This window comes from Mycobacterium heidelbergense (genome assembly GCF_010730745.1).
Lineage (GTDB): Bacteria > Actinomycetota > Actinomycetes > Mycobacteriales > Mycobacteriaceae > Mycobacterium > Mycobacterium heidelbergense.
In genome coordinates, this window is record NZ_AP022615.1 from 2,113,671 (window position 1) to 2,135,846 (window position 22,176).

The 22,176-nt window shown below is 67.5% G+C and carries 21 protein-coding genes and 1 pseudogene; 11 read left to right on the top strand and 11 right to left on the bottom strand.

Annotated features, from left to right (window positions below):
- Window positions 1–42: 42 nt before the first annotated feature.
- The 9 genes from rplI to G6N25_RS09965 form a co-directional block, all read right to left on the bottom strand.
- On the bottom strand, window positions 43–501 hold the full coding sequence (gene rplI / locus G6N25_RS09925; RefSeq protein WP_083073079.1) for a 50S ribosomal protein L9: 459 nt from the start codon (window positions 499–501) through the stop codon (window positions 43–45).
- Window positions 502–523: 22 nt separating this feature from the next.
- Window positions 524–778 carry a 30S ribosomal protein S18 gene (rpsR, locus tag G6N25_RS09930; protein WP_083073080.1) on the bottom strand — a complete coding sequence of 85 codons (255 nt, stop codon included), beginning with the start codon at window positions 776–778 and terminating at the stop codon, window positions 524–526.
- A gap of 42 nt (window positions 779–820) precedes the next feature.
- Window positions 821–1,354, bottom strand: coding sequence for a single-stranded DNA-binding protein (locus tag G6N25_RS09935; protein WP_083073081.1), 534 nt, complete (start codon window positions 1,352–1,354; stop codon window positions 821–823).
- A gap of 97 nt (window positions 1,355–1,451) precedes the next feature.
- Window positions 1,452–1,742 (bottom strand): 30S ribosomal protein S6, encoded by a 291-nt coding sequence (gene rpsF, locus G6N25_RS09940; protein WP_083073082.1) that lies wholly within the window; start codon window positions 1,740–1,742, stop codon window positions 1,452–1,454.
- A 125-nt stretch (window positions 1,743–1,867) separates the two neighbouring features.
- Complete coding sequence (locus tag G6N25_RS09945) at window positions 1,868–2,164, bottom strand: hypothetical protein (RefSeq protein WP_142272520.1); 297 nt, start codon at window positions 2,162–2,164, stop codon at window positions 1,868–1,870.
- A gap of 359 nt (window positions 2,165–2,523) precedes the next feature.
- A complete protein-coding gene (locus G6N25_RS09950; protein ID WP_083073085.1) occupies window positions 2,524–3,165 on the bottom strand; it encodes a DJ-1/PfpI family protein in 642 nt (213 codons plus the stop codon).
- Window positions 3,162–4,814, bottom strand: a complete 1,653-nt coding sequence (locus G6N25_RS09955) for a glycosyltransferase family 87 protein (RefSeq protein WP_083073086.1) — start codon at window positions 4,812–4,814, stop codon at window positions 3,162–3,164. Before G6N25_RS09955 ends, G6N25_RS09950 begins: the two co-directional genes overlap by 4 nt.
- Window positions 4,811–7,303 carry a transglycosylase domain-containing protein gene (locus G6N25_RS09960; RefSeq protein ID WP_163672595.1) on the bottom strand — a complete coding sequence of 831 codons (2,493 nt, stop codon included), beginning with the start codon at window positions 7,301–7,303 and terminating at the stop codon, window positions 4,811–4,813. Before G6N25_RS09960 ends, G6N25_RS09955 begins: the two co-directional genes overlap by 4 nt.
- A gap of 55 nt (window positions 7,304–7,358) precedes the next feature.
- Window positions 7,359–7,784 (bottom strand): DUF5318 family protein, encoded by a 426-nt coding sequence (locus G6N25_RS09965; protein ID WP_083075449.1) that lies wholly within the window; start codon window positions 7,782–7,784, stop codon window positions 7,359–7,361.
- Between the two features lie 213 nt (window positions 7,785–7,997).
- Here G6N25_RS09965 and G6N25_RS09970 point away from each other — a divergent pair, with 213 nt between their 5' ends.
- From G6N25_RS09970 to G6N25_RS10005, 8 genes and pseudogenes are all read left to right on the top strand, one after another.
- Window positions 7,998–8,534 (top strand): PadR family transcriptional regulator, encoded by a 537-nt coding sequence (locus G6N25_RS09970; RefSeq protein ID WP_083075447.1) that lies wholly within the window; start codon window positions 7,998–8,000, stop codon window positions 8,532–8,534.
- Window positions 8,535–8,602: 68 nt separating this feature from the next.
- Complete coding sequence (locus G6N25_RS09975) at window positions 8,603–9,706, top strand: inositol-3-phosphate synthase (protein WP_083075446.1); 1,104 nt, start codon at window positions 8,603–8,605, stop codon at window positions 9,704–9,706.
- A gap of 145 nt (window positions 9,707–9,851) precedes the next feature.
- Entirely contained in the window at window positions 9,852–10,745 is an 894-nt protein-coding gene (locus G6N25_RS09980) for an alpha/beta fold hydrolase (RefSeq protein WP_142272754.1), read from the top strand.
- A gap of 179 nt (window positions 10,746–10,924) precedes the next feature.
- A pseudogene (locus tag G6N25_RS09985) lies at window positions 10,925–11,639 on the top strand (GntR family transcriptional regulator); the annotation flags it as partial.
- A gap of 64 nt (window positions 11,640–11,703) precedes the next feature.
- Window positions 11,704–13,509, top strand: a complete 1,806-nt coding sequence (locus G6N25_RS09990) for an ABC transporter substrate-binding protein/permease (protein ID WP_083075459.1) — start codon at window positions 11,704–11,706, stop codon at window positions 13,507–13,509.
- Window positions 13,506–14,255 carry an amino acid ABC transporter ATP-binding protein gene (locus G6N25_RS09995; RefSeq protein ID WP_083075441.1) on the top strand — a complete coding sequence of 250 codons (750 nt, stop codon included), beginning with the start codon at window positions 13,506–13,508 and terminating at the stop codon, window positions 14,253–14,255. Before G6N25_RS09990 ends, G6N25_RS09995 begins: the two co-directional genes overlap by 4 nt.
- 65 nt (window positions 14,256–14,320) lie before the next feature.
- Window positions 14,321–14,818 carry a MarR family winged helix-turn-helix transcriptional regulator gene (locus G6N25_RS10000; protein ID WP_083075440.1) on the top strand — a complete coding sequence of 166 codons (498 nt, stop codon included), beginning with the start codon at window positions 14,321–14,323 and terminating at the stop codon, window positions 14,816–14,818.
- 48 nt (window positions 14,819–14,866) lie between these two features.
- A complete protein-coding gene (locus G6N25_RS10005; protein WP_083075438.1) occupies window positions 14,867–15,538 on the top strand; it encodes an SDR family oxidoreductase in 672 nt (223 codons plus the stop codon).
- A 32-nt stretch (window positions 15,539–15,570) separates the two neighbouring features.
- Here the strand turns inward: G6N25_RS10005 and leuS are convergent, their stop codons facing one another.
- Window positions 15,571–18,456, bottom strand: a complete 2,886-nt coding sequence (gene leuS, locus G6N25_RS10010; RefSeq protein WP_083075458.1) for a leucine--tRNA ligase — start codon at window positions 18,454–18,456, stop codon at window positions 15,571–15,573.
- 196 nt (window positions 18,457–18,652) lie between these two features.
- Between leuS and G6N25_RS10015 the strand changes: the two genes are divergently transcribed.
- Together G6N25_RS10015 and G6N25_RS10020 are read left to right on the top strand one after the other, a co-directional pair.
- Window positions 18,653–19,705, top strand: a complete 1,053-nt coding sequence (locus G6N25_RS10015) for an LpqN/LpqT family lipoprotein (protein WP_083075437.1) — start codon at window positions 18,653–18,655, stop codon at window positions 19,703–19,705.
- 56 nt (window positions 19,706–19,761) lie between these two features.
- Complete coding sequence (locus G6N25_RS10020; RefSeq protein ID WP_083075435.1) at window positions 19,762–20,112, top strand: hypothetical protein; 351 nt, start codon at window positions 19,762–19,764, stop codon at window positions 20,110–20,112.
- A gap of 5 nt (window positions 20,113–20,117) precedes the next feature.
- Here the strand turns inward: G6N25_RS10020 and G6N25_RS10025 are convergent, their stop codons facing one another.
- Window positions 20,118–20,726, bottom strand: a complete 609-nt coding sequence (locus tag G6N25_RS10025; RefSeq protein WP_142272751.1) for a YqgE/AlgH family protein — start codon at window positions 20,724–20,726, stop codon at window positions 20,118–20,120.
- Between the two features lie 149 nt (window positions 20,727–20,875).
- Between G6N25_RS10025 and G6N25_RS10030 the strand changes: the two genes are divergently transcribed.
- Window positions 20,876–22,162, top strand: a complete 1,287-nt coding sequence (locus G6N25_RS10030) for an MFS transporter (RefSeq protein ID WP_083075432.1) — start codon at window positions 20,876–20,878, stop codon at window positions 22,160–22,162.
- Window positions 22,163–22,176 lie beyond the last annotated feature (14 nt).

Sequence of the window (22,176 nt, forward strand, 5' to 3'; positions counted from 1 at the left end):
GCCCATGACGGCCGCCGCCTGTTATGAGCAAACGGCGCCGGCTTAGCTCTCCGCGACGACGTCGACCGCGACCTCGACGTCGATCTCCGGGTGCAGGTGCACCGACACCCGATGCGCGCCGACGGCCTTGATGTGCGCCTTGGGCAGCCGAACGATCCGCTTGTCGAGGTTCGGCCCACCGGCCTTCTTGATGGCCGCGACAATGTCGCCGGCGCTCACCGAGCCGAACAACTTGCCGGAGTCGACGGCGGTCTTCACCGGCAGTGAGACCGGACCCAGCGCCTCGATCGCCGACTTGATCTCGTTGGCGTGCTGCAGGTCGCGCACCACCTTGGTTTCGCGGGACCGGCGAATCTCGTCGGCCTGCTTCTGTGCGCCGCGCGAGGCGACGATGGCCAGGCCGCGCGGCAGCAGGAAGTTGCGGCCGTACCCGTCCTTGACCTCGACCGTGTCGCCGACGGTTCCGAGGTGGTCGACGTCGGACGTCAGAATCAGCTTCATCGTTTACGTAACTTTCGGTTGGTTACCGCGTCGAAGAGGTGAAGGGCAGCAGAGCCACCTCGCGGGCATTCTTCACCGCGGTCGCGATGTCGCGTTGGTGCTGCACGCAGTTACCCGTGACGCGCCGCGCCCGGATCTTGCCGCGCTCACTGATGTACGTGCGCAGCAGCGTGGTGTCCTTGTAGTCGATCGCTTGCCCCTTCTTCGCGCAGAAGACGCACTTCCGCGCCTTGACCGGCTTTTCGGGAGCCGGACGCCGCTTGTTGGACTTGGCCATGTCTGTCTTTCTTCCGTTTCTTACTGGTCTGAGAGTTTGGGGTCAGAACGGTGGTTCTTCGTCACCGCCACCGAAGGACCCGGAAGCCGGGGCGCTGCCCCAGGGGTCGTCGCCCGATCCGCCGCTCGCCTGGGCCGGCGCCGGGCGGGATCCACCGCCGCCGCCGCCGCCGAAGCCACCACCACCACCGGTGCCTCCGCCGCCGCCGCTGCGGCTGGCCTTGTTGACCTTGGCGGTGGCGTACCGAAGCGAGGGCCCGATCTCGTCGACCTCGACTTCGAAGACGGTGCGCTTCTCGCCTTCGCGGGTCTCGAAGGAACGCTGTTTGAGCCGGCCGGTGACGATCACCCGGGATCCCCGGGTGAGGCTTTCCGCGACGTTCTCGGCGGCCTCCCGCCAGATGTTGCACCGGAGGAAGAGCGCCTCGCCGTCCTTCCATTCCCCGCTCTGCCGGTCATAGATCCGGGGCGTCGATGCCACGGTGAAATTCGCCACGGCGGCGCCCGACGGAGTGAACCGCAGTTCGGGGTCGGCGGTCAGGTTGCCGACAACGGTGATAGTGGTGTCACCAGCCACAATTTCCTCCTGGGTCCGCCTTTGCGGGGTGGATCTTCATGAGCGTAGTTTCGCCGAGCTTCGAACAAGCCTAAGCAACCGCGGCGACAGTCGGCAGTCAGTGTTTTTCGGTGCGCATCACCTTGGTGCGCAGCACCGACTCGTTGAGGCTCAGCTGGCGGTCGAGCTCGGATACCGTCGCCGGCGCGGCCTTCAGGTCGATGACGACGTAAATGCCTTCGGCGTGCTTGGCGATCTCGTAGGCCAGCCGACGCTTACCCCAGATGTCGACCTTCTCGACGGTCCCGCCGTCCTTGCGGACGACGTTGAGGAACGTCTCCAAGGACGGGGCAACAGTGCGTTCGTCGAGCGTGGGGTCAAGAATGACCATGATTTCGTATGGACGCATGGAAACCTCACCACCTCCTCTGGTCTGCGCGGCCACGGTCGGTCCGTGGCAGGAGGGTCGCCTGCGTCGGCAACCGGACCAGGCTACCCGACTGCAGGCCGGCCGGAGAAATCAGACGGTGGGAGCTACGCCAAGACCATGTGACGGGTTGAGACTACGTCGTGTCTGGCCGCCCACTTCCCAGTGGAAATACGGCCGGTGGCATCCAGTGCCCTTCGCAATGCGCTTAGCGCGCCGATAAGGGACTCTTCCGATGCGTCCGGCACGTCGATCGTCCAGGTAACGGCCAGATCGGCCAGCCTTGCGGTGTAGTCGGCGTCGACGCCGCGTTCCGCTAACTCGTCCGCGACCGCATCAAGGAGCGCCTCGAACTGAGAGGGGTCGTTTCCGCCGGGCACGAACTGCAGCTCAATCTCGAACATTCCGGGCATGATCCTTCACTCCTCTCTCACTGGCCCCAACAAGTTTTACGGGAAAGTTCTGCACGTAGTTGCTTTTCATAGTAGGGGTTGGATGGACTGAGCTTCACAGTTTTGATATGCAGCTGCTTACATGGGCATTTCATCTTGAAGTACCGGTTCGGGCGCTTCTCGACACGCCAGCCCTTCGCTTCCGCCTCACGCAGAACCGCCTCTAGCTTTTTGTTTGGGTGCTTTGGCCGGACCACAGTATCCAATGCAGCTGGGGACGACAATAATTCACGGGGCGCCCTGATCTATTCGGACGCAGACCAGGGTGATCTGGTTCCCGATAGACCCCTCTACTCGTGCGAGCAGCGCGCTCACTGCCGGCTTTGCAGGTATTCGTTGGCCCTGGCCACGGTGGCCTCATCGGCCTTGGCGAGCGCACCCGTGTCGAACGGCGGCTGCGGGTCGTATTCGATGAGCAGCTGTGCGGCCTGTGCGGCCTCTCGATCGACAAGCAGCTCGACCAGCCGCAAGGCCATGTCGATGCCGCTCGACACACCGGCGGGGGTGATGAGTCGCTGCGGTAGGTGCTCGACGACTCGTTCGGGGACATAGCGCGCACCCAACTCGTTGAGCAGGTCCGCGGCCCTCCAGTGAGTCGTCGCGGTGAGTCCGTCGAGCAGGCCCGCGGCGGCCAGCAACAGCGCACCGGTGCACACGGATGTGGTGAACGTGGTGGTGGGGTGTACCGATTGCAGCCAAGCGCGGACGGCGTCGTCGTGGATCAGCCGGCGGGTTCCGATCCCGCCGGGGACCACCACCACATCGGGGGCGGCGACTTCGTCGAAGGCGGCGTCGCAGGTGACGCCGAGCATCCCGCTCTCCGTGCGCACCTCGCCCCGGCGGTGCCCCACGAACACCACGTCGAACGACGGAATGCGTTGCAGCACTTCGTAAGGACCCACGGCGTCGAGCGCCGTGAACCGGGGAAACAGCGGGATCGCGACCAACGTCATGCTTGCGTCACACCGATCGCTGCTTCGGCACCGGTTTCGGACGCGCACGCGGCCGAGCGGCGCAACCCGGGCGGACGCAGCCAGACGGGCAGCCAGCCGGGCGGGGCGTCGGGGGCGCGGTCAAACGGACCGCCCGCCGGATCGTCCACGCGCCCGTTCCAGCGCACCAGGTCCTCGTCGGGACGGTATATCTGGCGAATCACCAGGGCGCACAGCGCCACGACGGCGGCGTCGCGCACCAACACCGTCGTGGTGAAGAACTGCCCGGGGAGCCCCCGGTCGGGATTGCCGTACAGGTAGTACATCCGCGGTACCCACACCAGCGCGTCAATCGTCATCCACGCCAGCAGGATTCGCCGATGCGGCAACGCCAGCACCGCCAGCGGGACCAGCCACAGCGAGAACTGGGGGCTCCACACCTTGCCGGTCAACAGGAAGGCCGCGACCACCAGGAACGCCAGCTGCGCCACCCGCGGCCGGCGCGGAGCCGTGAGCACGACGTAAGCGATTGCCGCGCAACACAGTGCAAACAACACGGCGACCACGGCGTTCAACATCGTGGGTGGCTCCCAGAAGCCCAGTTTAGGATCGAAACCGCGCCAGCCGGTGGACGATTTCACGACGTTGTACAGCGAGTCGATGTCGTCGCCGCGGCGGGCGTTGAGCCGGAAGAACTCCGACCAGCCCCGCGGAAAGAGCACCAACACCGGCAGGTTCACCAACAACCAGGTCGCCGCGGCCGTCCCCGCGGTGCGTCCCAGCGCACGAAGGCGCCCGGTCCGGATGCCCAGCACCAGCATTGGGCCCAGGAACAACAGCGGATACAGCTTGGCCGCGGCGCCCAATCCGATCAGCACGCCGGCAAGCACGGGTTTGCGCCGAGCCCACGCCAACAGTCCTCCCATCGCGAATGCCGTTGCCAGCGCGTCGAAGTTGGTGAATATCTGAAAGATCACCAGCGGCGAGGCGGCCACCAGGGCCGCGTCCCAGATTCGCCGGCCCGACAGGCCCGCCGTTGCCCACACCGTCGCCAGCCACGCCAACGCCAACCCGAATGCCGCGACGTCGAAGAACATCACCACCTCGGCGACCACCGGAAGAGGTGCGAGCTTGCTCAGCGCGGTGTAGGTCTTGGCCACTGCCATCGACACGTATTGGTAGACGCCGGTCAGCACCGGATACTCCATGTATCGCACAGCGGGCCGCCCGTCGTAGCGGGTCTGCGGCGCGCCGTTGGAGTCGGTCTCGATCCAGCTCGACTTATACGGAAACTTGCCCTGGTTCAACAACTCCGCGCCGTAGAGAGGCACCGTATCGGAGTAGCACAACTCGTAGTAGGCGCGTTGGTTTTCCCAATTGGCGACCCGTTGGTCACCCGTCCCGGTGCCGCTGCTCTGCAGGCAGGCCGCCTTCGTCGACCAGCCGAGAGCCAGGAACACCAGGGCGATCAGGAACATGACTCGCACCGGCGTCATCACCCGGGACCGCCCGATCAGCGCGTGCCGGCCCACCGGGCCCCCCGCCACGTCCGCCAGAGCCGCGCCCAAAAAGTCTGTGCGGCTAGGACAATCCCGGTTGTCGGCGTTACGCAGGTCCGCGGCCAGGGGCAGCGGTGAGATGGCGGCGCTCTGGTGCCGCGCGCCGGTCACGGTGGCGGCGGGGGCGCTTGCGGGCCGCCCGGCGGGACGCCGCCCGGCTGGTAGCCACCCGGTGGGGGTGCTTGCGGGCCGCCCGGCGGGACGCCACCCGGCTGGTAGCCGCCCGGTGGTGGCGGCGGGGCGGTGATCGTCGTGGGGGGACCGACCGGGATGGTGATGCCCGGCGCCACTTCGATGGTGGGCTGGATGACGGTCACCGACGGCGGCGGAGGCGGCGGGGGCGGCGCGGCGGGCACGCCCGCGTAGCCGCCGATCTCGGTCGGCTTCGGGAAGCTTTCGTTGGGGGTGCCCTTCAGGGCGCCATCCATGGTGGACTTCCACATGTCCGACGGCAGGCCGGAACCGTAAACCTCTGCGCCCGAGGCCGTTACCAGCGGCACGTTGTCCTGAACGGTGCCGACCCACACGGCCGTCGACAGCGACGGCGTGTACCCGACCATCCAGGCATCCTTGTTGGCCTGGGTGTCGGCCAACTGCACCGTGCCGGTTTTGGCCGCCGACGGACGTCCGCCGGCCAGGTTGTGGCCGCGCGAATAGCCGGCGATCGGCTGCATCGCGGCGGTGACGTTGTCCGCCACGCCCTTGTCGATGCGCTGCTCGCCGCCGTTGTCCGAGCCGCCCGCGTCGAAAAGCACTTGGCCTTCCGCGTTGACGACCTTTTGCACCAGGTGCGGCCGGTGGTACATGCCGGAGGCGGCCAACGTGGCGTACGCCGAAGCCATGTCGATCGGCCGGGTTTCGTACTGACCCAGCACAATCCCATTGTTGGGTGGTCCGCCCTTGCCATCCTCGGAGAGCGTGTGCTCGACGCCGGGGAAGCTGGCCGCCACACCGGCTTGGTGCGCGGCGTCCGCGACGGCCTGCGGTCCGCCCTTGAGTTTGAGCATCAGCCGGTAATAGGCGGTATTGAGCGAAAGTTTGAGCGCCTCAGCGATATTGCAGGTCCCACAGCTTTCGCCGTCCACGTTGGTGATCTTGATGCCGTTGACGGTGAGCGGTGAGCTGTCGACCTGGTAGCCCAGGCCGATCCCCTGTTCGAGCGCGGCAACCAGCGCGAACACCTTGAACGACGATCCCGTCTGCAGCCCGGCCTGCGCGAAGTCGAAGCCGTTGGCGTCGGGGCCGCCGTAATAGGCGCGTATCGCGCCGTTGCGCGGATCGATCGAAACCACGGCGGCCCGCATGTCGGGGTCCTGCCCGTCGAGGTATTTCGACACCGCCTTCTCCGCGGACTGTTGGGCTTTCGGCTCGATCGTGGTGGTGACCTGAAGCCCCTGTGTGTTCAGGGTCTGCTCGTCGATGTTGAACAGCTCCAGCAGCTCTTTGGTCACCTGGCGCTCGATCAGCCCGTTGGGGCCGGTGGTCTTGTTCTGCGCGCGGGCCTGATCGGGCGGTACGGTCGGCGGAAACACCTGCGCGGCACGATCACTCGGCGACAGGGCCTTGGTCTCCACCATGCCGTCGAGCACCCAGTTCCACCGGGCAACGGCGCCTTTGGGATCGACGGCCGGATCCAGCGTGGACGGCCGCCGAATCAGCGCCGCCAAGAGCGCCCCCTCCGAAATGGTGAGCTGCTCGACCGGCTTGTCGAAATAGGCCTTGGCGGCGGCGGAAATACCGTAGGCACCCCGGCCGAAGTAGATGATGTTCAGATACGCCTGCAGCACATCGTCTTTGGACCACTCACCCGACATCTTGGTGGCGATGACCAACTCCTTGGCCTTGCGCATCAGGCCGCTGAACCCGTGTTGCGCCGAACCGACCAGCGCGTTCTTCACATACTGCTGGGTGATCGTCGAACCGCCCTGCAGATCGCCGCTGCCGAACAGATTGTTCTGCACCGCCCGCACGAAGGCGGTCAGGTCGAACCCCGGGTTGGAATAGAAGTTGCGGTCTTCCGCGGCGATCACCGCCTGACGCACATGCACGGGCACCTGGCTGATGTTGATGTCGACCCGATTACCTTCGGGCGGAACAATTTTGGCGATCTCCGAGCCGTCGCTGGCCAGGATTGTCGAGACCTGGTTGGTACGGATGTTGCCCGGCTTGGGGATATCGACGATGAAGTAGGCCATGGCGAAGGTGACGATCGGCAACAGCACCAGCACCGCCGCGGTGAGGTAGGCCGCTCGTCGCACCCACAGCCAGTTGATCTGCTGGGCCCTGCTCCAATCGACCCGCTGTCGCGGGACTCTGTCGCCCGGTTGACCGGGTCCATCGGGCCGCTCGGGCGGCGGTGGAGGTCCTTCCGGTGGGCGGCTTCCAGGGATCGGCCGGTCGCGCCGCAGAGAAGACGCCGCCGCCCGCCCGTCCAACGCGGCCTTGACCTCGTCGATCGGATCGGGCCGGCGGGGCGACCTGTCGTCAATGACGGGCGGCAGGATCGTGGTCAACCGGTCGTCGGGAGCGACCAGACGGCGCCGCCTGGGGCCCGGACGATCGGGGGCGTCCGGGCGGTCGGTGCCGGTCTGCTCGCCCACGCGCTCGGTTGCCGATTCGTCCGCGTCGCCGGACGACTGGTCGTGGCGCCCTTCGTTACTCAATGGCCGTGCGTGCGCCGTTGCGCGCCGTCCGCGTGCCGCGGGTGCCCTTGGGTGGGCGTGCCGCACCCATCACATACGACTTCACGAGGTGATTCCAGCTGCAGGTTCGGCACACCTCGACCACGTGGACCGCGAACTCCTCGTAGCGGGTCGCCAGCATCACCAACTCTTCGGCGGTGCGCGCCGAGCCGGATACCGCACCCAGGTGGTCGCCGAACACCCACGACACCAGGGTGAGCTGCTCCTTGCGGCAGATCGGGCACATCACCTGGCTCTGCTTGCCGTGAAACTTCGCCGCGCGCAGCAGGTACGGGTTGGCATCACATACCTCGGACACGCCGGTGCGCCCCGAGTAGACCTCGGCGAGCAGTGAGCGGCGCCGAAGCGCGTAGTCCACCATCTGTCGCTGCAGTCGCACGGTGACCAGAGTACGTGGCCATCCGCACCACCGTTACGCAACCGAGAGCGTTCACGGGCCCCGGCCGCCGGGTCACCCGAGCACGAGCACGTCGCCGGCCCCTGTGGTCAATGCCGCACCAACACCAGGTGGTGTTGTGACGAATATATCGAGACGATACGATGACGCGAGGCGTCGGACCGTCGTAACTGCCCATGCAAAGGAGGTGAGTCGATGCTCGAGCTCGCCATCCTGGGTCTCCTGATCGAATCGCCGATGCACGGGTACGAGTTGCGCAAGCGGCTCACCGGACTACTCGGCGCGTTTCGGGCGTTCTCGTACGGATCGCTATACCCGGCGCTGCGGCGCATGCAGGCCGAGGGGTTGATTGCCGAGAACGCCGCCCCGGCCGGAACCCCGGTGCGGCGCGCCCGGCGGGTCTACCAACTGACCGACGCGGGCCGGCGGCGCTTCGGCGAGCTGGTGGCCGACACCGGCCCGCACAACTACACCGACGACGGCTTCGGGGTACACCTGGCCTTCTTCAACCGCACGCCGGCCGAGGCGCGGATGCGCATCCTGGAGGGCCGCCGGCGCCAGGTCGAGGAGCGCCGCGAAGGCCTGCGTGAGGCGGTGGCGCGGGCGAGCAGCTCGTTCGACCGCTACACCCGCCAACTGCATCAACTTGGGCTCGAGTCCAGCGAGCGCGAAGTCAAGTGGCTCAACGAACTCATCGCCGCCGAACGGGCCATGCCCGGTCTTTCCGAATAGATGTAAAACCCCTGCACGACACGAGAACACCCAAGACAAGAAGTTTTATGGAGTTAGGAGAACGCCCTATGAGTGACCACAAGCCGTTAGGGGCGCCGCAGGCGTCGACGGAGGTACGAGTCGCCATCGTCGGCGTCGGAAACTGCGCGTCCTCGCTGGTTCAGGGCGTCGAGTACTACCAGAACGCCGACGAAACGTCGACGGTACCGGGCCTCATGCACGTGCGGTTCGGCCCGTACCACGTTCGCGACGTGAAGTTCGTGGCCGCGTTCGACGTGGACGCGAAGAAGGTCGGCTTCGACCTGTCCGACGCGATCTTCGCGTCGGAGAACAACACGATCAAGATCGCCGACGTGGCGCCCACCAATGTGGTGGTGCAGCGCGGACCGACGCTGGACGGCATCGGCAAGTACTACGCCGACACCATCGAGCTGTCCGACGCGGAGCCCGTCGACGTGGTGCAGGTCCTCAAGGAGGCCGAGGTCGACGTGCTGGTGTCCTACCTGCCGGTGGGATCCGACGAGGCCGACAAGTTCTACGCCCAGTGCGCCATCGACGCCGGCGTGGCGTTCGTCAACGCGCTGCCGGTGTTCATCGCCTCGGACCCCGTGTGGGCCAAGAAGTTCGCCGACGCCGGCGTGCCGATCGTCGGCGACGACATCAAGAGCCAGGTTGGCGCGACCATCACGCACCGGGTGCTGGCCAAGCTGTTCGAAGATCGCGGGGTACAGCTCGACCGCACCATGCAGCTCAATGTGGGCGGCAACATGGACTTCCTCAACATGCTCGAGCGCGAGCGGCTGGAGTCCAAGAAGATCTCGAAGACCCAGGCAGTCACGTCGAACCTGCAGCGCGAGTTCAAGACCAAGGACGTGCACATCGGACCGTCCGACCACGTGGGCTGGCTCGACGACCGCAAGTGGGCCTACGTCCGGCTGGAGGGCCGTGCTTTCGGTGACGTGCCGCTGAACCTGGAATACAAGCTCGAGGTGTGGGACTCGCCGAACTCGGCCGGCGTCATCATCGACGCGGTGCGGGCGGCCAAGATCGCCAAGGACCGCGGCATCGGCGGACCGGTGGTCCCGGCGTCGGCGTACCTGATGAAGAGCCCGCCCAAGCAGCTGCCCGACGACGTCGCGCGCACCCAGCTCGAGGAGTTCATCGTCGGCTAGCTCGCCCTTCGCCGAGCGTCACGTCAGCGTGACGTTCGGCGCCCAGCGGCACGCCAGCGTGACGTTCGACGCGTAGATCGTGACGTGTAGATCTCGACGCGTAGATCGTGGCGCGTAGATCGTAGAGTCGGAGATCGTGACCGACATGTCTGAGGACGGCCTGGCGGAATTGTCCGAGTTCTCGCTGCTGGCCGAGAACGCCGAGCAGGCCGGCGTTGCGGGTCCGCTGCCCGACGTGGAGCGGGTCGACGTGGACAGGATCAGCGCGCTACGGTTTGGCGCCCGTCCCCCACGGATCGTCTTTCTGCACGGCGGCGGGCAGAACGCGCACACCTGGGACACCGTGATCGTCGGTGTCGGTGAGCCGGCGCTGGCGGTGGACCTTCCCGGTCACGGCCATTCCGCCTGGCGCGAGGACGGCGACTACTCGCCGCGGCACAACGCCGATGCCCTGGTGCCGGCTCTTCGCGAGCTGGCGCCGACCGCCGACCTCGTGGTCGGCATGTCGCTGGGCGGCTTGACCGCGATACGGCTGGCCGCGGTGGCCCCCGACCTGGTGCCCGAACTGGTCCTGATCGACGTCACCCCGTCGGCGCTGCAGCGGCACGCGGAACTGACCGCTGAGCAGCAGGGCACGGTGGCGCTCATGCACGGCGAACGAGAGTTCCCCAGCTTCCAGGCCATGCTCGACCTGACCGTCGCCGCGGCCCCCCACCGGGAGGTCAAGGCGCTGCGCCGCGGCGTATTCCACAACTCCCGCCGGCTCGACAACGGCAGCTGGACGTGGCGCTACGACGCCATCCGAGCCGTACCCGACTTCGGCGGTTTGTGGGACGACGTCGACGCGCTGGCCGCGCCCATCACCCTCATACGCGGGGGCTCATCAGGTTTCGTCACCGACGAGGACGCGGCCGAACTCCGCAGGCGCGCAACCAATTTCCGTACCGCACACGTCGTCGAAAATGCGGGGCACTCCGTGCAGAGCGACCAGCCCCGCGTCCTGATAGAGCTGCTGCGCGGGGTGCTGGACGCGCGCTGAGCCGGGGGCCGCTTCTGCCGTCGCAGACCGCGGGTTGCAATTGGCGCGATAGTCGGTAATTCCGTCCATTCGCGTTTGGCTCCGCTTCATCCGCCGAACATCTGGAAGCCCGCGGCAAGTCATGAGAAACTCTCACCGCTGGATGGCCGAAGCGGGTTTGAAAGAGACTCAAAAAGCGAATGCCGAAGAAATACGGGGTCAAGGAAAAGGACCAGGTCGTCGCGCACATCCTCAACCTGGTGCTGACCGGGAAACTGCGCAGCGGCGACCGCGTCGACCGCAACGAGATCGCGGTTGGCCTGGGGGTCAGCCGGGTCCCCATTCAAGAAGCGCTGGTTCAACTGGAACACGACGGCATCGTGTCCACCCGCTATCACCGGGGCGCGTTCGTCGAGCGGTTCGACGAGGCCACCGTCCTCGAACATCACGAACTCGACGGCCTGCTTAACGGCATCGCCTCGGCGCGCGCGGCCACCAATCCCACGCCGCGGATTCTGGGTCAGGTCGACGCGCTCATGCGATCGTTACGCTCCGCGAAGGACTCGCGGGTCTTCTCCGAAATCGCCGCCGAATATCGGCACACGATCAACGACGAATACGCGGGACCGCGGCTGCACGCCACGATCCGCGCTTCGCAAAACCTCATCCCCCGGGTGTTCTGGATGACCTACCAGTGCAGCCGCGACGACATGTTGCCGTTCTACGAAGACGAGACCTCCGCGATACACCGGCATGACCCCGAGGCCGCGCGGGCGGCGTGCGTCGGCCGGTCCTACCTGATGGCCCAGACCATGCTGGCCGAACTGTATCGGCGCAGGGTGTTCTCCGCGCCCGACGACATTGGCCGAGTTGTTGCCGGCTCTCCCCGGGTACTCGCCGGCGTCGACGTGGCCCCCGGCGAGCCGTCGATCGCGCTGTAAACGCGCTGGGCCGCCGGCCGGTCGATACGGTGTCGGTGATGAGTTCCCGTCCGGACCGGCGCACCAAGCGCCGAAAGCTCGTCGCGCTGGCCATGACGACGTTGATGGCGTGCGGCCTGGCAATGCCCGCGCCCGCGGCCGCCGACTGGAACCAGTGCGCGCCCGCCGGCCTGGAGAGCGCGCGCGTCTTGCCGAAGGACCTGACCGAGACCACGACCACCGAGCCCGACGACCGGGACACCACGGCGGGCGTCGAGCCGCTCGGCTCGGTCGACGTCGGCGCATTGGGCCTCGGCACGCCGGGCGTCCTGACGGTCGGCACGCTGTCGGACGCCCCGCCCGACGTCTGCATCAACCCCACCGGCGAATTCAGCGGCTTCGACAACCAGCTGTTGCGCGCCGTCGCCGGCAAGCTGGGTCTCCGAATCAGCTTTGTCAGCACGGATTTCTCCGCGCTGCTCGCCCAGGTGGCGTCCCGGCGCTTCGACGTCGGCTCGGCATCGGTGAAAGCCACCGACGAGCGTCGTCGCACCGTCGCGTTCACCAATGGCTACGACTTCGGTTACTACTCGCTCGTGGTGCCCCCCGGTTCGCCGATCCACAAATTCAGCGATCTGGCCGCCGGCCAGCGCATCGGCGTGGTGCAGGGCACCGTCGAGGAGTCGTACGTCGTCGACACCTTGCACCTGCAACCGGTGAAGTACCCCGGCTTCGCCACCCTGTACGCCAGCCTCAAGACCGGTCAGATCGACGCGTGGGTGGCGCCCGGAACTCTCGCGTCGACCCTACTGCGACCGGGTGACCCGGCGGTGATCGTCGCAAACTCTTTCAGCCGAGGCAATTTCGTGGCCTACGCGGTCGCCCAAGGCAACCGGCCGCTGGTCGACGCGCTGAACTCCGGGCTGGACGCCGTCATCGCCGACGGCACCTGGGCGGACCTGTACTCGCGGTGGGTGCCGCGGACGCTGCCGCCCGGCTGGAAACCCGGGTCGAGGGCCGCCCCCGCTCCAAAACTGCCCGACTTCGCCGCGATCGCCGCGAGTCACCATCGCGAGCCGGTGGGCCCGGCCGCGCCGAAGTCCACCTTGGCCCAGCTGCGCGATTCCTTCTTCGACTGGGACATGTACCGACAGGCCATCCCCACCCTGTTCACCACGGGGTTGCCCAACACGTTGATCCTGACGAGCAGCGCCATCGTCATCGGCCTGGCCCTGGGCATGGTGCTGGCGATCGCCGGGATCTCGCATTCGCGCTGGCTGCGCTGGCCGGCGCGGGTGTACACCGACATCTTCCGCGGCCTCCCCGAGGTGGTGATCATCCTGATCATCGGCATGGGCGTCGGACCGTTGGTGGGCGGGCTGACGAACAAGAATCCCTATCCGTTGGGCATCGCTGCATTGGGATTGATGGCCGCCGCCTACATCGGCGAGATTCTGCGCGCGGGAATTCAAAGCGTTGACCCCGGGCAACTGGAAGCCTCCCGTGCGCTTGGGTTCAGCTATGCGGCCGCGATGCGGCTGGTGGTGGTGCCGCAGGGAATACGGCGGGTGCTCCCGGCACTGGTCAATCAGTTCATCGGCCTGTTGAAGGCTTCCGCGCTGGTGTACTTCCTGGGTTTGGTCGCCCAACAGCGAGAGCTGTTTCAGGTGGGCCGGGACCTCAACGCGCAGAGCGGCAGCTTGTCGCCGTTGGTGGCCGCCGGCCTCTTCTATTTGATATTGACCGTGCCGTTAACGCATTTGGTGAACTACATCGACGCCCGGCTTCGCCGCGGCCGTCGCGCCACCGAACCCGAAGAGCAGGCCGACATGCTGGCGTCCACATTCGGCCAGGAGGTCACGTGACCGCCGACACCGCGGCGCGCGCGCCAGTGTCGCTGGCGGCCAAGGGCATTCACCAGACCCTGGGCGGGACGGCGGTGCTGCGCGGCGTTGACATCGACGCCCCCGCCGGCAGGACGGTCGCCGTCATCGGACCGTCCGGCTCGGGCAAGTCGACGCTACTGCGGACCCTCAACCGGCTGCATGAGCCCGATAGCGGCGACATCCTGCTGGACGGCCGGTCGGTGTTGCGCGACGACCCCGACCGGCTCCGCCAGCGCATCGGCATGGTGTTCCAGCACTTCAACCTCTTCCCGCATCTCAGCGTGCTGAAAAACGTTGCGCTGGCGCCGCGTAAATTCCGCCGGCTCTCTGCCGACGCGGCCCGGGACCTGGCGCTGACCCAGCTGGACCGAGTTGGCCTGAAGCACAAGGCCGATGCCCGCCCCGGCACGCTGTCCGGCGGGCAACAACAACGGGTCGCGATCGCCCGCGCGCTGGCAATGGCCCCGCAGGTGATGTTCTTCGACGAGGCGACCTCGGCGCTGGATCCCGAAATGGTCAAGGGAATTCTGCAACTCATCGCCGACCTCGGCGCCGGCGGCATGACCATGGTGGTCGTCACCCACGAAATGGGCTTCGCCCGGTCGGCATCCGACACCGTCGTTTTCATGGATCATGGCAGGGTCGTGGAATCCGGGCCTCCCGAGCAGATATTCGAAGCCGCCGAGACCGAGCGGCTACGGCGGTTCCTCTCCCAGGTGCTTTGACGGTCTAAGATTGGTCCGCGATAGCTACCTCATACCCCACCTATATCGGGTTAGACTGCCGACTTATGGCGGACAGCGAATCCACCGCGGCCGACGTGGCGGAACTTGCCGAAGGTCTGCACCGCGCGCTGTCCAAGCTCTTTGCGATCCTGCGCCGCGGCGACCCCAGCGGGGCGGCGGCCGGGGACTTGACGTTGGCACAGCTGTCGATCCTGGTCACGCTGCTCGATCAGGGGCCCATTCGGATGACCGACCTGGCGGCGCACGAACGGGTGCGAACCCCCACCACCACCGTGGCGATCCGCCGGCTGGAGAAGATCGGGCTGGTGAAGCGTTCGCGTGACCCGTCCGACCTGCGGGCGGTGCTGGTCGACATCACCCCTCGCGGGCGGGCCGTCCACGGCGAGTCGCTGGCCAACCGGCGCGCGGCCCTGGCCGCGATGCTCAGTCAACTCCCCGAGGCCGACCTGAACACCCTGACCAAGGCGCTGGCGCCGCTCGAACGCCTCGCCTCCGGCGAATCCGGCCCCGCAGGAGAGCCCGCGGCGCGCAAGCAGGCGTGAAAGCGCCTGGTTTTCAACGGAATTGGCGGCTGACGTAAGCTAGGCCACATGCCCACTGCACTCATCACCGGCGCGAGCGGCGGCATCGGTTCCGCTATCGCCACGGCGCTGTCCGCGACCCACACCCTGCTGTTGGCGGGGAGGCCGTCCGATCGGCTCGACGCCGTCGCGGAGCGGCTGGGCGCCACGACTTTTCCGCTGGACCTGACCGACACCGACGATATCGAGGCCGCCTGCGAAATCGTCGACGAACTCGACGTGCTCGTGCACAACGCGGGGGTGTCCATCCCCGGCCATGTCGCCGAGTCCAACGTCGACGAATGGCGCGCCACCTTCGCCGTGAATGTCTTTGGGACGGTGGAACTTACCCTGGCGCTGTTGCCCGCGCTGCGACGCGCCCGCGGCCGGGTGGTGTTCATCAACTCCGGTGCGGGGCGCAGGGTTTCGCCGGGCATGGCGTCGTATTCGGCGAGCAAGTTCGCGTTGCGGGCCTTCGCGGACTCGTTGCGCGACGACGAGCCGGACCTGCGCGTGACCACAATCTATCCCGGCCGCACCGACACCGACATGCAGCGCGAACTCGTCGCGTTCGAAGGCGGCCACTACGATCCCGCCAACTTTCTGCGGCCCGAAACCGTCGCGGCGGCGGTGGCCAATGCGGTGGCCACACCGCCCGACGGCCACCTTCACGAGGTGGTGCTCCGGCCGGGCCGACCGTAAACCGTGCGATGGGCCTTCGGAGTGTCGAGGCCTCAGAGGACCAGGTTCACCAGCCGGCCCGGGACCACGATCACCTTGCGCGGGGTGGCCCCGGCCAAGAACGCCCGGACCTTGTCGTCGGCAATGGCCGCCGCTTTCAGCGTGTCGGCGTCGGCGTCGGCGGCCACCACCACCCGTCCGCGCACCTTGCCGTTCACCTGCACCGGGTATTCCACCGTGTCGTCGACGAGGTAGGCGGGATCGGCCTCCGGGAACGGCCCGTGCGCCAACGAGGCGGTGTGGCCCAGCCGCAGCCACAGCTCCTCGGCCAGGTGCGGGGCCAGCGGCGCCACCATCAGCACCAGCGGCTCGACCGCCGCGCGGGGCATCGAGTCGCGGTGTTCCTTGGTGAGGTGGTTGGTGTACTCGATCAGCTTGGCCGCCGCGGTGTTATTGCGCAGTGCCGCATAGTCTTCGGAGACTCCGGCGATGGTGCGGTGCAGCGCCCGCAGGGTGCCGGTGTCCAGCTGTTGCCCGTCGACCACCCTGGTGTCGCCGGTCTGCTCGTCGATCACCAGCCGCCACACCCGCTGCAGGAAACGGTGCGCGCCGACGACGTCCTTGGTGGCCCAGGGCCGCGAGGCTTCCAGCGGGCCCATCGACATCTCGTACACCCGCAGCGTGTCCGCGCCGTACTCGTCGCAGATCTCGTCGGGCGATATCGAATTCTTCAGGCTCTTACCGATTTTCCCGAATTCCTGAAAGACCTCGGTCTCGCCGTCTGGGCCGTGGTAGACGAAGCGGCCGTCGCGTTCAATCACGTCGTCGGCCGGCACATACGACCCCCGGGCATCGGTGTAGGCGAACGCCTGAATGTAGCCCTGGTTGACCAGCCTGCGGTAAGGCTCGCGGGAGCTGACGTGGCCCAGGTCGTAGAGCACCTTGTGCCAGAACCTCGAATACAGCAGGTGCAGCACGGCGTGTTCGGCGCCTCCGACGTACAGGTCGACGCCGCCCGGGTCGGTCGGGCCGTGCTCGGCGGGCCGCGGGCCCATCCAGTAGGCTTCGTTTTCCTTGGCGCAGAACCGCTCTGAGTTGTGCGGGTCGGTGTAGCGCAGCTCGTACCAGGAGCTGCCGGCCCACTGCGGCATCACGTTGGTGTCGCGGGTGTACGGCTTCAGGCCGTCGCCCAGGTCCAGCTCGACGTGCACCCACTCGCTCGCCTTCTCCAGCGGCGGCGACGGCTCGCTGTCGGCGTCGTCGGGGTCGAACAGCACGGGCGAATAGTCGGGCACATCGGGCAGCTCGACGGGCAGCGCGGCCTCGTCGAGCGCGTTCGGGCGTCCGTCGCCATCGTAGACGATCGGGAACGGCTCACCCCAATACCGCTGCCGCGCGAAAAGCCAGTCGCGCAGCTTGAATTCGATGCGCGCCCGGCCGCGGCCCTCGGATTCCAAACGCGCGGTGATGGCCTCCTTGGCCGCCGCCACATCCATTCCGTCGAGGTAGCCGGAGTTCACCAGCACGCCGTCGCCCGTGTGCGCGGCCTGCGAAATGTCGCCGCCGGCAATGACTTCCACCACCGGCAGCCGGAACTCTCGGGCGAAGTCCCAGTCACGCTGGTCGTGGCCGGGCACGGCCATGATCGCCCCGGTGCCGTACCCGGCCAACACGTAGTCGGCGATGAAGATCGGTACCGGCTTGCCGTTGGCCGGGTTGGCCGCATGGTTGCCCAGGAAGACGCCGGTCTTCTCTCGGCTCTCCTGTCGCTCGAGGTCTGATTTCGCGGCGATGGCGCGACGGTAGGCGGCGACGGCGGCGACGGGTGTGGCGGCGCCATACGTCCACGACGGGTCGACCCCGTCCGGCCAGGCGGCGGCGACCAGCTCGTCGACCAGGTCGTGCTCGGGGGCCAGCACCAGGTACGTCGCGCCGAACAGGGTGTCCGGGCGGGTGGTGAACACCTCGATGTCGGTGGGGTCGCCGTTGGTCTTGGTCGCCGAGAACAGCGCCTCCGCACCGGTGGAACGGCCGATCCAGTTGCGCTGCATGGTCTTTACCTGCTCCGGCCAGTCCAGCAGGTCCAGGTCGTCGAGCAGCCGGTCGGCGTAGGCGGTGATGCGCATCATCCACTGCCGCAACCGCTTCCGGAATACCGGGAAGTTGCCGCGGTCGCTGCGGCCATCGGCGGTGACCTCTTCGTTCGCCAGCACCGTGCCCAGCCCCGGACACCAATTCACCATCGAGTCGGCCCGGTAGACCAGCCGGTGGCCGTCGATCACGTCCGCCTGCTCCCCCGCCGACAGCGTGGCCCAGTCCCGTCCGTCGTCTAGGCGGCGCGCGCCGGAATCGAACTCCGCGATCAGCTCGGCGACCGGACGGGCCTTGTTGGCCGCGGTGTCGAACCAGGCGTTGTAGATCTGCAGGAAGATCCACTGCGTCCACTTGTAGAACTCGACGTCGGTGGTCGAGAAGCTGCGCCGGCCGTCGTGGCCCAGACCCAGCCGGCCCAGCTGGCGCCGGAAATTCACGATGTTGGCCTCGGTCCTGGTGCGCGGGTGCGTCCCGGTCTGCACCGCGTATTGCTCGGCGGGCAACCCGAAGGAGTCAAACCCCAACGCGTGCAACACATTATGGCCGGTCATCCGGAAGTAACGGGCGTACACGTCGGTGGCGATGTAACCCAGCGGGTGGCCGACGTGCAGTCCCTCACCCGAGGGGTAGGGAAACATGTCCTGCACGAACAGCTTGTCGTCGGGAACCGGGGTGCCGTCCGTCGGGGCCAGGTCACCGACCGGATTCGGCACGTTGAACGTCCCGAGCTTCGCCCAGCTGTCTTGCCAGCCGCTTTCGATACGCGCCGCCAGCGCCGCGGTGTAGCGATACGGCGGCGCGTCGGACTCCGGCTCGGGTGCACCGGCGGTCGGGGATTCGGTCACCTGGACAGGGTATAAGGGCCGCCCCGGCGGGCTTGCCGGCCACAGGTTGGTCTCGGTTCCGTTGCGCACCGGTCAGGGGTTCATCCCAGGTCGATTTCGGGCCTGTTCACCGCGTTTGACCACTGGTTACAGTCAGCCTCTAGCCCTGGGTGCTGGCACCCGAGCCATCGGAAAGCCATGGGAAGGACCGACGCAGATGATGGAGATCGCCCGTACGGTGCGGGTACTCGCAGGAGGTCTGGCCGCGGGCGCGATCGGTGTCACGGTCTTCGCGGGTGCCACCGCATCGGCCGATCCGTTGCTTCCGGCGCCACCTCCGGCCCCCGCCGTCCCCGCGCCGCAGAGCGCGATGGCGGCCGCGGGCCAGGTTCCCAGCAACCGGTTGCTCGCCGCCCCGCCGGCGACAAACCCGTTCGCCCCGCCGGGCGCCGCGACGACTCCCGGCGCGCCCGCGCCCGTCGCGGCCACGCCGGCGGCGCTGACCCCGGCCGTCTCCGGCACGATCCGTGAATACCTGCAGTCGAAGGGCGTCAAGCTCGAGGCGCAAAAGCCCCAGGGACTCAAGGCGCTCGACATCACGCTGCCGGTGCCCACTCGCTGGACTCAGGTGCCGGATCCCAACGTCCCCGATGCGTTCGCGGTGATCGCCGACCGGCAGGGCAACAGCATTTACACATCGAACGCGCAGGTGGTGGTGTACAAGCTGGTCGGTAACGTCGATCCGAAAGAGGCCATCACGCACGGCTACGTCGACAGCCAGAAGCTGCTCGCGTGGCAGACGACCAACGCGTCAATGGCCGACTTCGGCGGCTTCCCATCGTCGATCATCGAGGGCACGTACCGCGACGGCGACATGATGCTGAACACCTCGCGGCGCAACGTCATCGCGACGTCCGGGCGTGACAAATACCTGGTGTCGCTGTCGGTGACCACGGACCGTTTGGTGGCGATCGCAGACGCGCCGGCCACGGACGCGATCATCAACGGGTTCCGGGTGACCGTGCCCGGGGCCGCGGCGCCCGCTCCCCCGCAGGCGTCCGGCGCGGCGCCGGTCGGGCTTCCCGCGCAGGCGCCCGGCACGGTGCCGGTCGGAGTTCCGGCGCAGACGGCCGGAACGGCGGCACCGGTCGGGGTTCCCCTGCAGTCGGTCGCGCCCAGCCAGGTGGCCCCGCGGCCCGCGCCCAACCTGTTGACCATGGTGCCGGGGTTGCCGCCCCTGCCGAACTTTTCCTTCCTCCAAGGGCACTGACTCGGCGGTCTGGAGCCGGGCGAGCGGAAGCGTGGGCGGCCTCGTATTGTGAGGCCATGTTGATCGCTGGCGTGCTGTGCGTGTGTGCGGCGGTGGCGTCCGCCGGGTTCGGGACCTGGTCGCTCTCCCACAACCAGGCCGCTGACAGCGCGGCCACCACGCAGCTGGCGCTGCGCGCCATGGCGCCAACCCAGCTGGCGGCGGCGGTGATGCTGGCCGCCGGCGGGGCGGTGGCGCTGGCCGCCTCCCCGAACACCGCACTGGTGGTGCTGATCGTCTGTGTCGCCGGGGCCCTCGGGACGCTGGCCACCGGGTCGTGGCAGAGCGCGCGCTTCGCGCTACGCCAGGAGGCGACGGCGCCCGGCTGCGGTGGCACCTGCGCCGTCTGCACGCAGTCCTGCCACTGAGGGTCCTAGTTTCGGCTCACGTCGATCGGGTGGGTGGCGAGCAACGAAAGCGGCAACGGCTGCCGGCGCAGCACCTGCCCCCACAAATCGGCCCTCGGGCCCACCAAAACATCAGATGGCAAGGCAGACAGCACAATCCAGTCGTCACGCTCGATCTCGCCTTCAAGCTGACCGATGGTCCAGCCGGAGTAGCCGGCGAAGATTCGCACACCCTCCACCAGCGGGGCGAGGACGTCGGGCTCGGCGTCGAGATCGACCATCACAATCCGACCGGCGACGTGCCGCAGGCCCGGCACGCCCTGCGGATCGGCGCCGACCCGCAACGTCGCAAGACAGAGGGCGGCGTCGCGCTTGACCGGCCCCCCGATGAACATGGTCTTGGGCTTGGCCACCAGTTTGGCCCACTGCGGCAGCACGTTGTACACCGCGGTCTCGCTGGCGCGGTTGAGCACGACGCCCAATGTGCCGCCATCGTTGTGCTCCACGATGTAGATCACGCTGCGCCGAAACGTCGGTTCAAGAAGATCGGTGTTGGCGAGCAGCAAAGTCCCGGCGCGCACCCGCTGCGCGGCGGGTGCGATAAAGTCCTCTGGATCTTCGGGTGGCGGCACCACCCCATCATCGCACCTTCGCATCGTCGGCCGGGGCAATCGAGCTTGGCCCCCGGATATTTGTACTGTTGGTGCGGCGGCTTTGTACTCTAGGGCCCGCGGCGATCGTGCCAGCCCCAATCGTGGAAGTCGGTTCTGTGATTCAAACCCGGATGCAGTCGCGCGCACCCGTCGACTTATGGCGGTCAGTGCGCAGTTTGCCGGATTTCTGGCGGCTGCTACAGGTGCGCGTGGCGAGCCAGTTCGGCGATGGTCTCTTCCAGGCGGGGCTCGCCGGAGCGCTGTTGTTCAATCCCGATCGCGCCGCCGACCCGATGGCGATCGCGCGCGCGTTCACGGTGCTGTTTTTGCCCTACTCCCTGCTCGGGCCGTTCGCCGGCGCGTTGATGGACCGTTGGGATCGACGGCTGGTGCTCGTCGGCGCCAACGTGGGCCGCCTGGTTCTGATTGCCGGGATCGGCACCATTCTGGCCATCCGCGCCGGCGACATACCGCTGCTGATCGGGGCGCTGCTGGCCAACGGCCTGGCCCGGTTTGTCGCGTCAGGGCTGTCGGCGTCCCTGCCTCACGTGGTGCCGCGCGAACGGGTCGTGACGATGAACTCGGTGGCCACCGCGTCGGGTGCCGTCGCGGCCTTCCTGGGCGCCAACTTCATGCTGGTGCCGCGCTTCTTCGTCGGCGCGGGCGACGAAGGCGCCTCGGCGATCATCTTCCTCACCGTGATCCCGATCGCGGTCGCGCTGCTGCTGTCATTCCGGTTCGGCTCCCACGTGCTGGGTCCGGATGACACCAAGCGCGCGATCCACGGCTCGGTCGTCTACGCGGTGTTCACCGGCTGGCTGCACGGCGCGCGCACGGTGGTGCAGCGTCCGACGGTCGCCGCCACCCTGTCGGGCCTGGCCGCCCATCGGATGGTGGTTGGGATCAATTCGCTGCTGCTGCTGGTGCTGGTGCATCACGTGGCCGATCCCGCGGCCGCCGGACTGGGTATTGCGTTGCTGTTCTTCGCCGCTTCGGGTCTCGGGGCTTTCCTGGCCAACGTGTTGACGCCGTCGGCGGTGCGCCGCTGGGGGCGCTACGTCACGGCAAACGGCGCCCTGGCGGCCGCCGCGATCGTCCAGATCCCCGGCGCCGCGCTGCTGCTTCCGGTGATGGTGGCGTGCGGCTTTTTCCTCGGCGTGGCCGGCCAAGTGGTCAAGCTGTGCGCCGACTCGGCGATGCAGATGGACGTCGACGACGCCCTTCGCGGGCACGTGTTCGCGGTACAGGACGCGCTGTTCTGGGTGGCGTTCATCGTCTCGATCACGTTGGCGGCGACCGTGATTCCCGAGAACGGGCACGCACCGGCCTTTGTGCTGTTCGGGTCGGTGCTGTACCTGATCGGGCTGGCGGTCCACGGCATTCTCGGCCGCCGCGGCCAGCCCGCGAACCAGAGCTAAGGTCGGAGGTGATG

Bases quoted from the DNA above. Each gene is read 5' to 3' on its own strand.
- G6N25_RS10030 (WP_083075432.1), top strand. From the start codon at position 20,876: ATGCAGTCGCGCGCACCCGTCGACTTATGGCGGTCAGTGCGCAGTTTG.
- rplI (WP_083073079.1), bottom strand. From the start codon at position 501: ATGAAGCTGATTCTGACGTCCGACGTCGACCACCTCGGAACCGTCGGC.
- G6N25_RS09990 (WP_083075459.1), top strand. From the start codon at position 11,704: ATGAGTTCCCGTCCGGACCGGCGCACCAAGCGCCGAAAGCTCGTCGCG.
- G6N25_RS10000 (WP_083075440.1), top strand. From the start codon at position 14,321: ATGGCGGACAGCGAATCCACCGCGGCCGACGTGGCGGAACTTGCCGAA.
- G6N25_RS09970 (WP_083075447.1), top strand. From the start codon at position 7,998: ATGCTCGAGCTCGCCATCCTGGGTCTCCTGATCGAATCGCCGATGCAC.
- rpsF (WP_083073082.1), bottom strand. From the start codon at position 1,742: ATGCGTCCATACGAAATCATGGTCATTCTTGACCCCACGCTCGACGAA.
- G6N25_RS09975 (WP_083075446.1), top strand. From the start codon at position 8,603: ATGAGTGACCACAAGCCGTTAGGGGCGCCGCAGGCGTCGACGGAGGTA.
- rpsR (WP_083073080.1), bottom strand. From the start codon at position 778: ATGGCCAAGTCCAACAAGCGGCGTCCGGCTCCCGAAAAGCCGGTCAAG.
- G6N25_RS10005 (WP_083075438.1), top strand. From the start codon at position 14,867: ATGCCCACTGCACTCATCACCGGCGCGAGCGGCGGCATCGGTTCCGCT.
- G6N25_RS10020 (WP_083075435.1), top strand. From the start codon at position 19,762: ATGTTGATCGCTGGCGTGCTGTGCGTGTGTGCGGCGGTGGCGTCCGCC.
- G6N25_RS09945 (WP_142272520.1), bottom strand. From the start codon at position 2,164: ATGTTCGAGATTGAGCTGCAGTTCGTGCCCGGCGGAAACGACCCCTCT.
- G6N25_RS10015 (WP_083075437.1), top strand. From the start codon at position 18,653: ATGATGGAGATCGCCCGTACGGTGCGGGTACTCGCAGGAGGTCTGGCC.
- G6N25_RS09980 (WP_142272754.1), top strand. From the start codon at position 9,852: ATGTCTGAGGACGGCCTGGCGGAATTGTCCGAGTTCTCGCTGCTGGCC.
- G6N25_RS09950 (WP_083073085.1), bottom strand. From the start codon at position 3,165: ATGACGTTGGTCGCGATCCCGCTGTTTCCCCGGTTCACGGCGCTCGAC.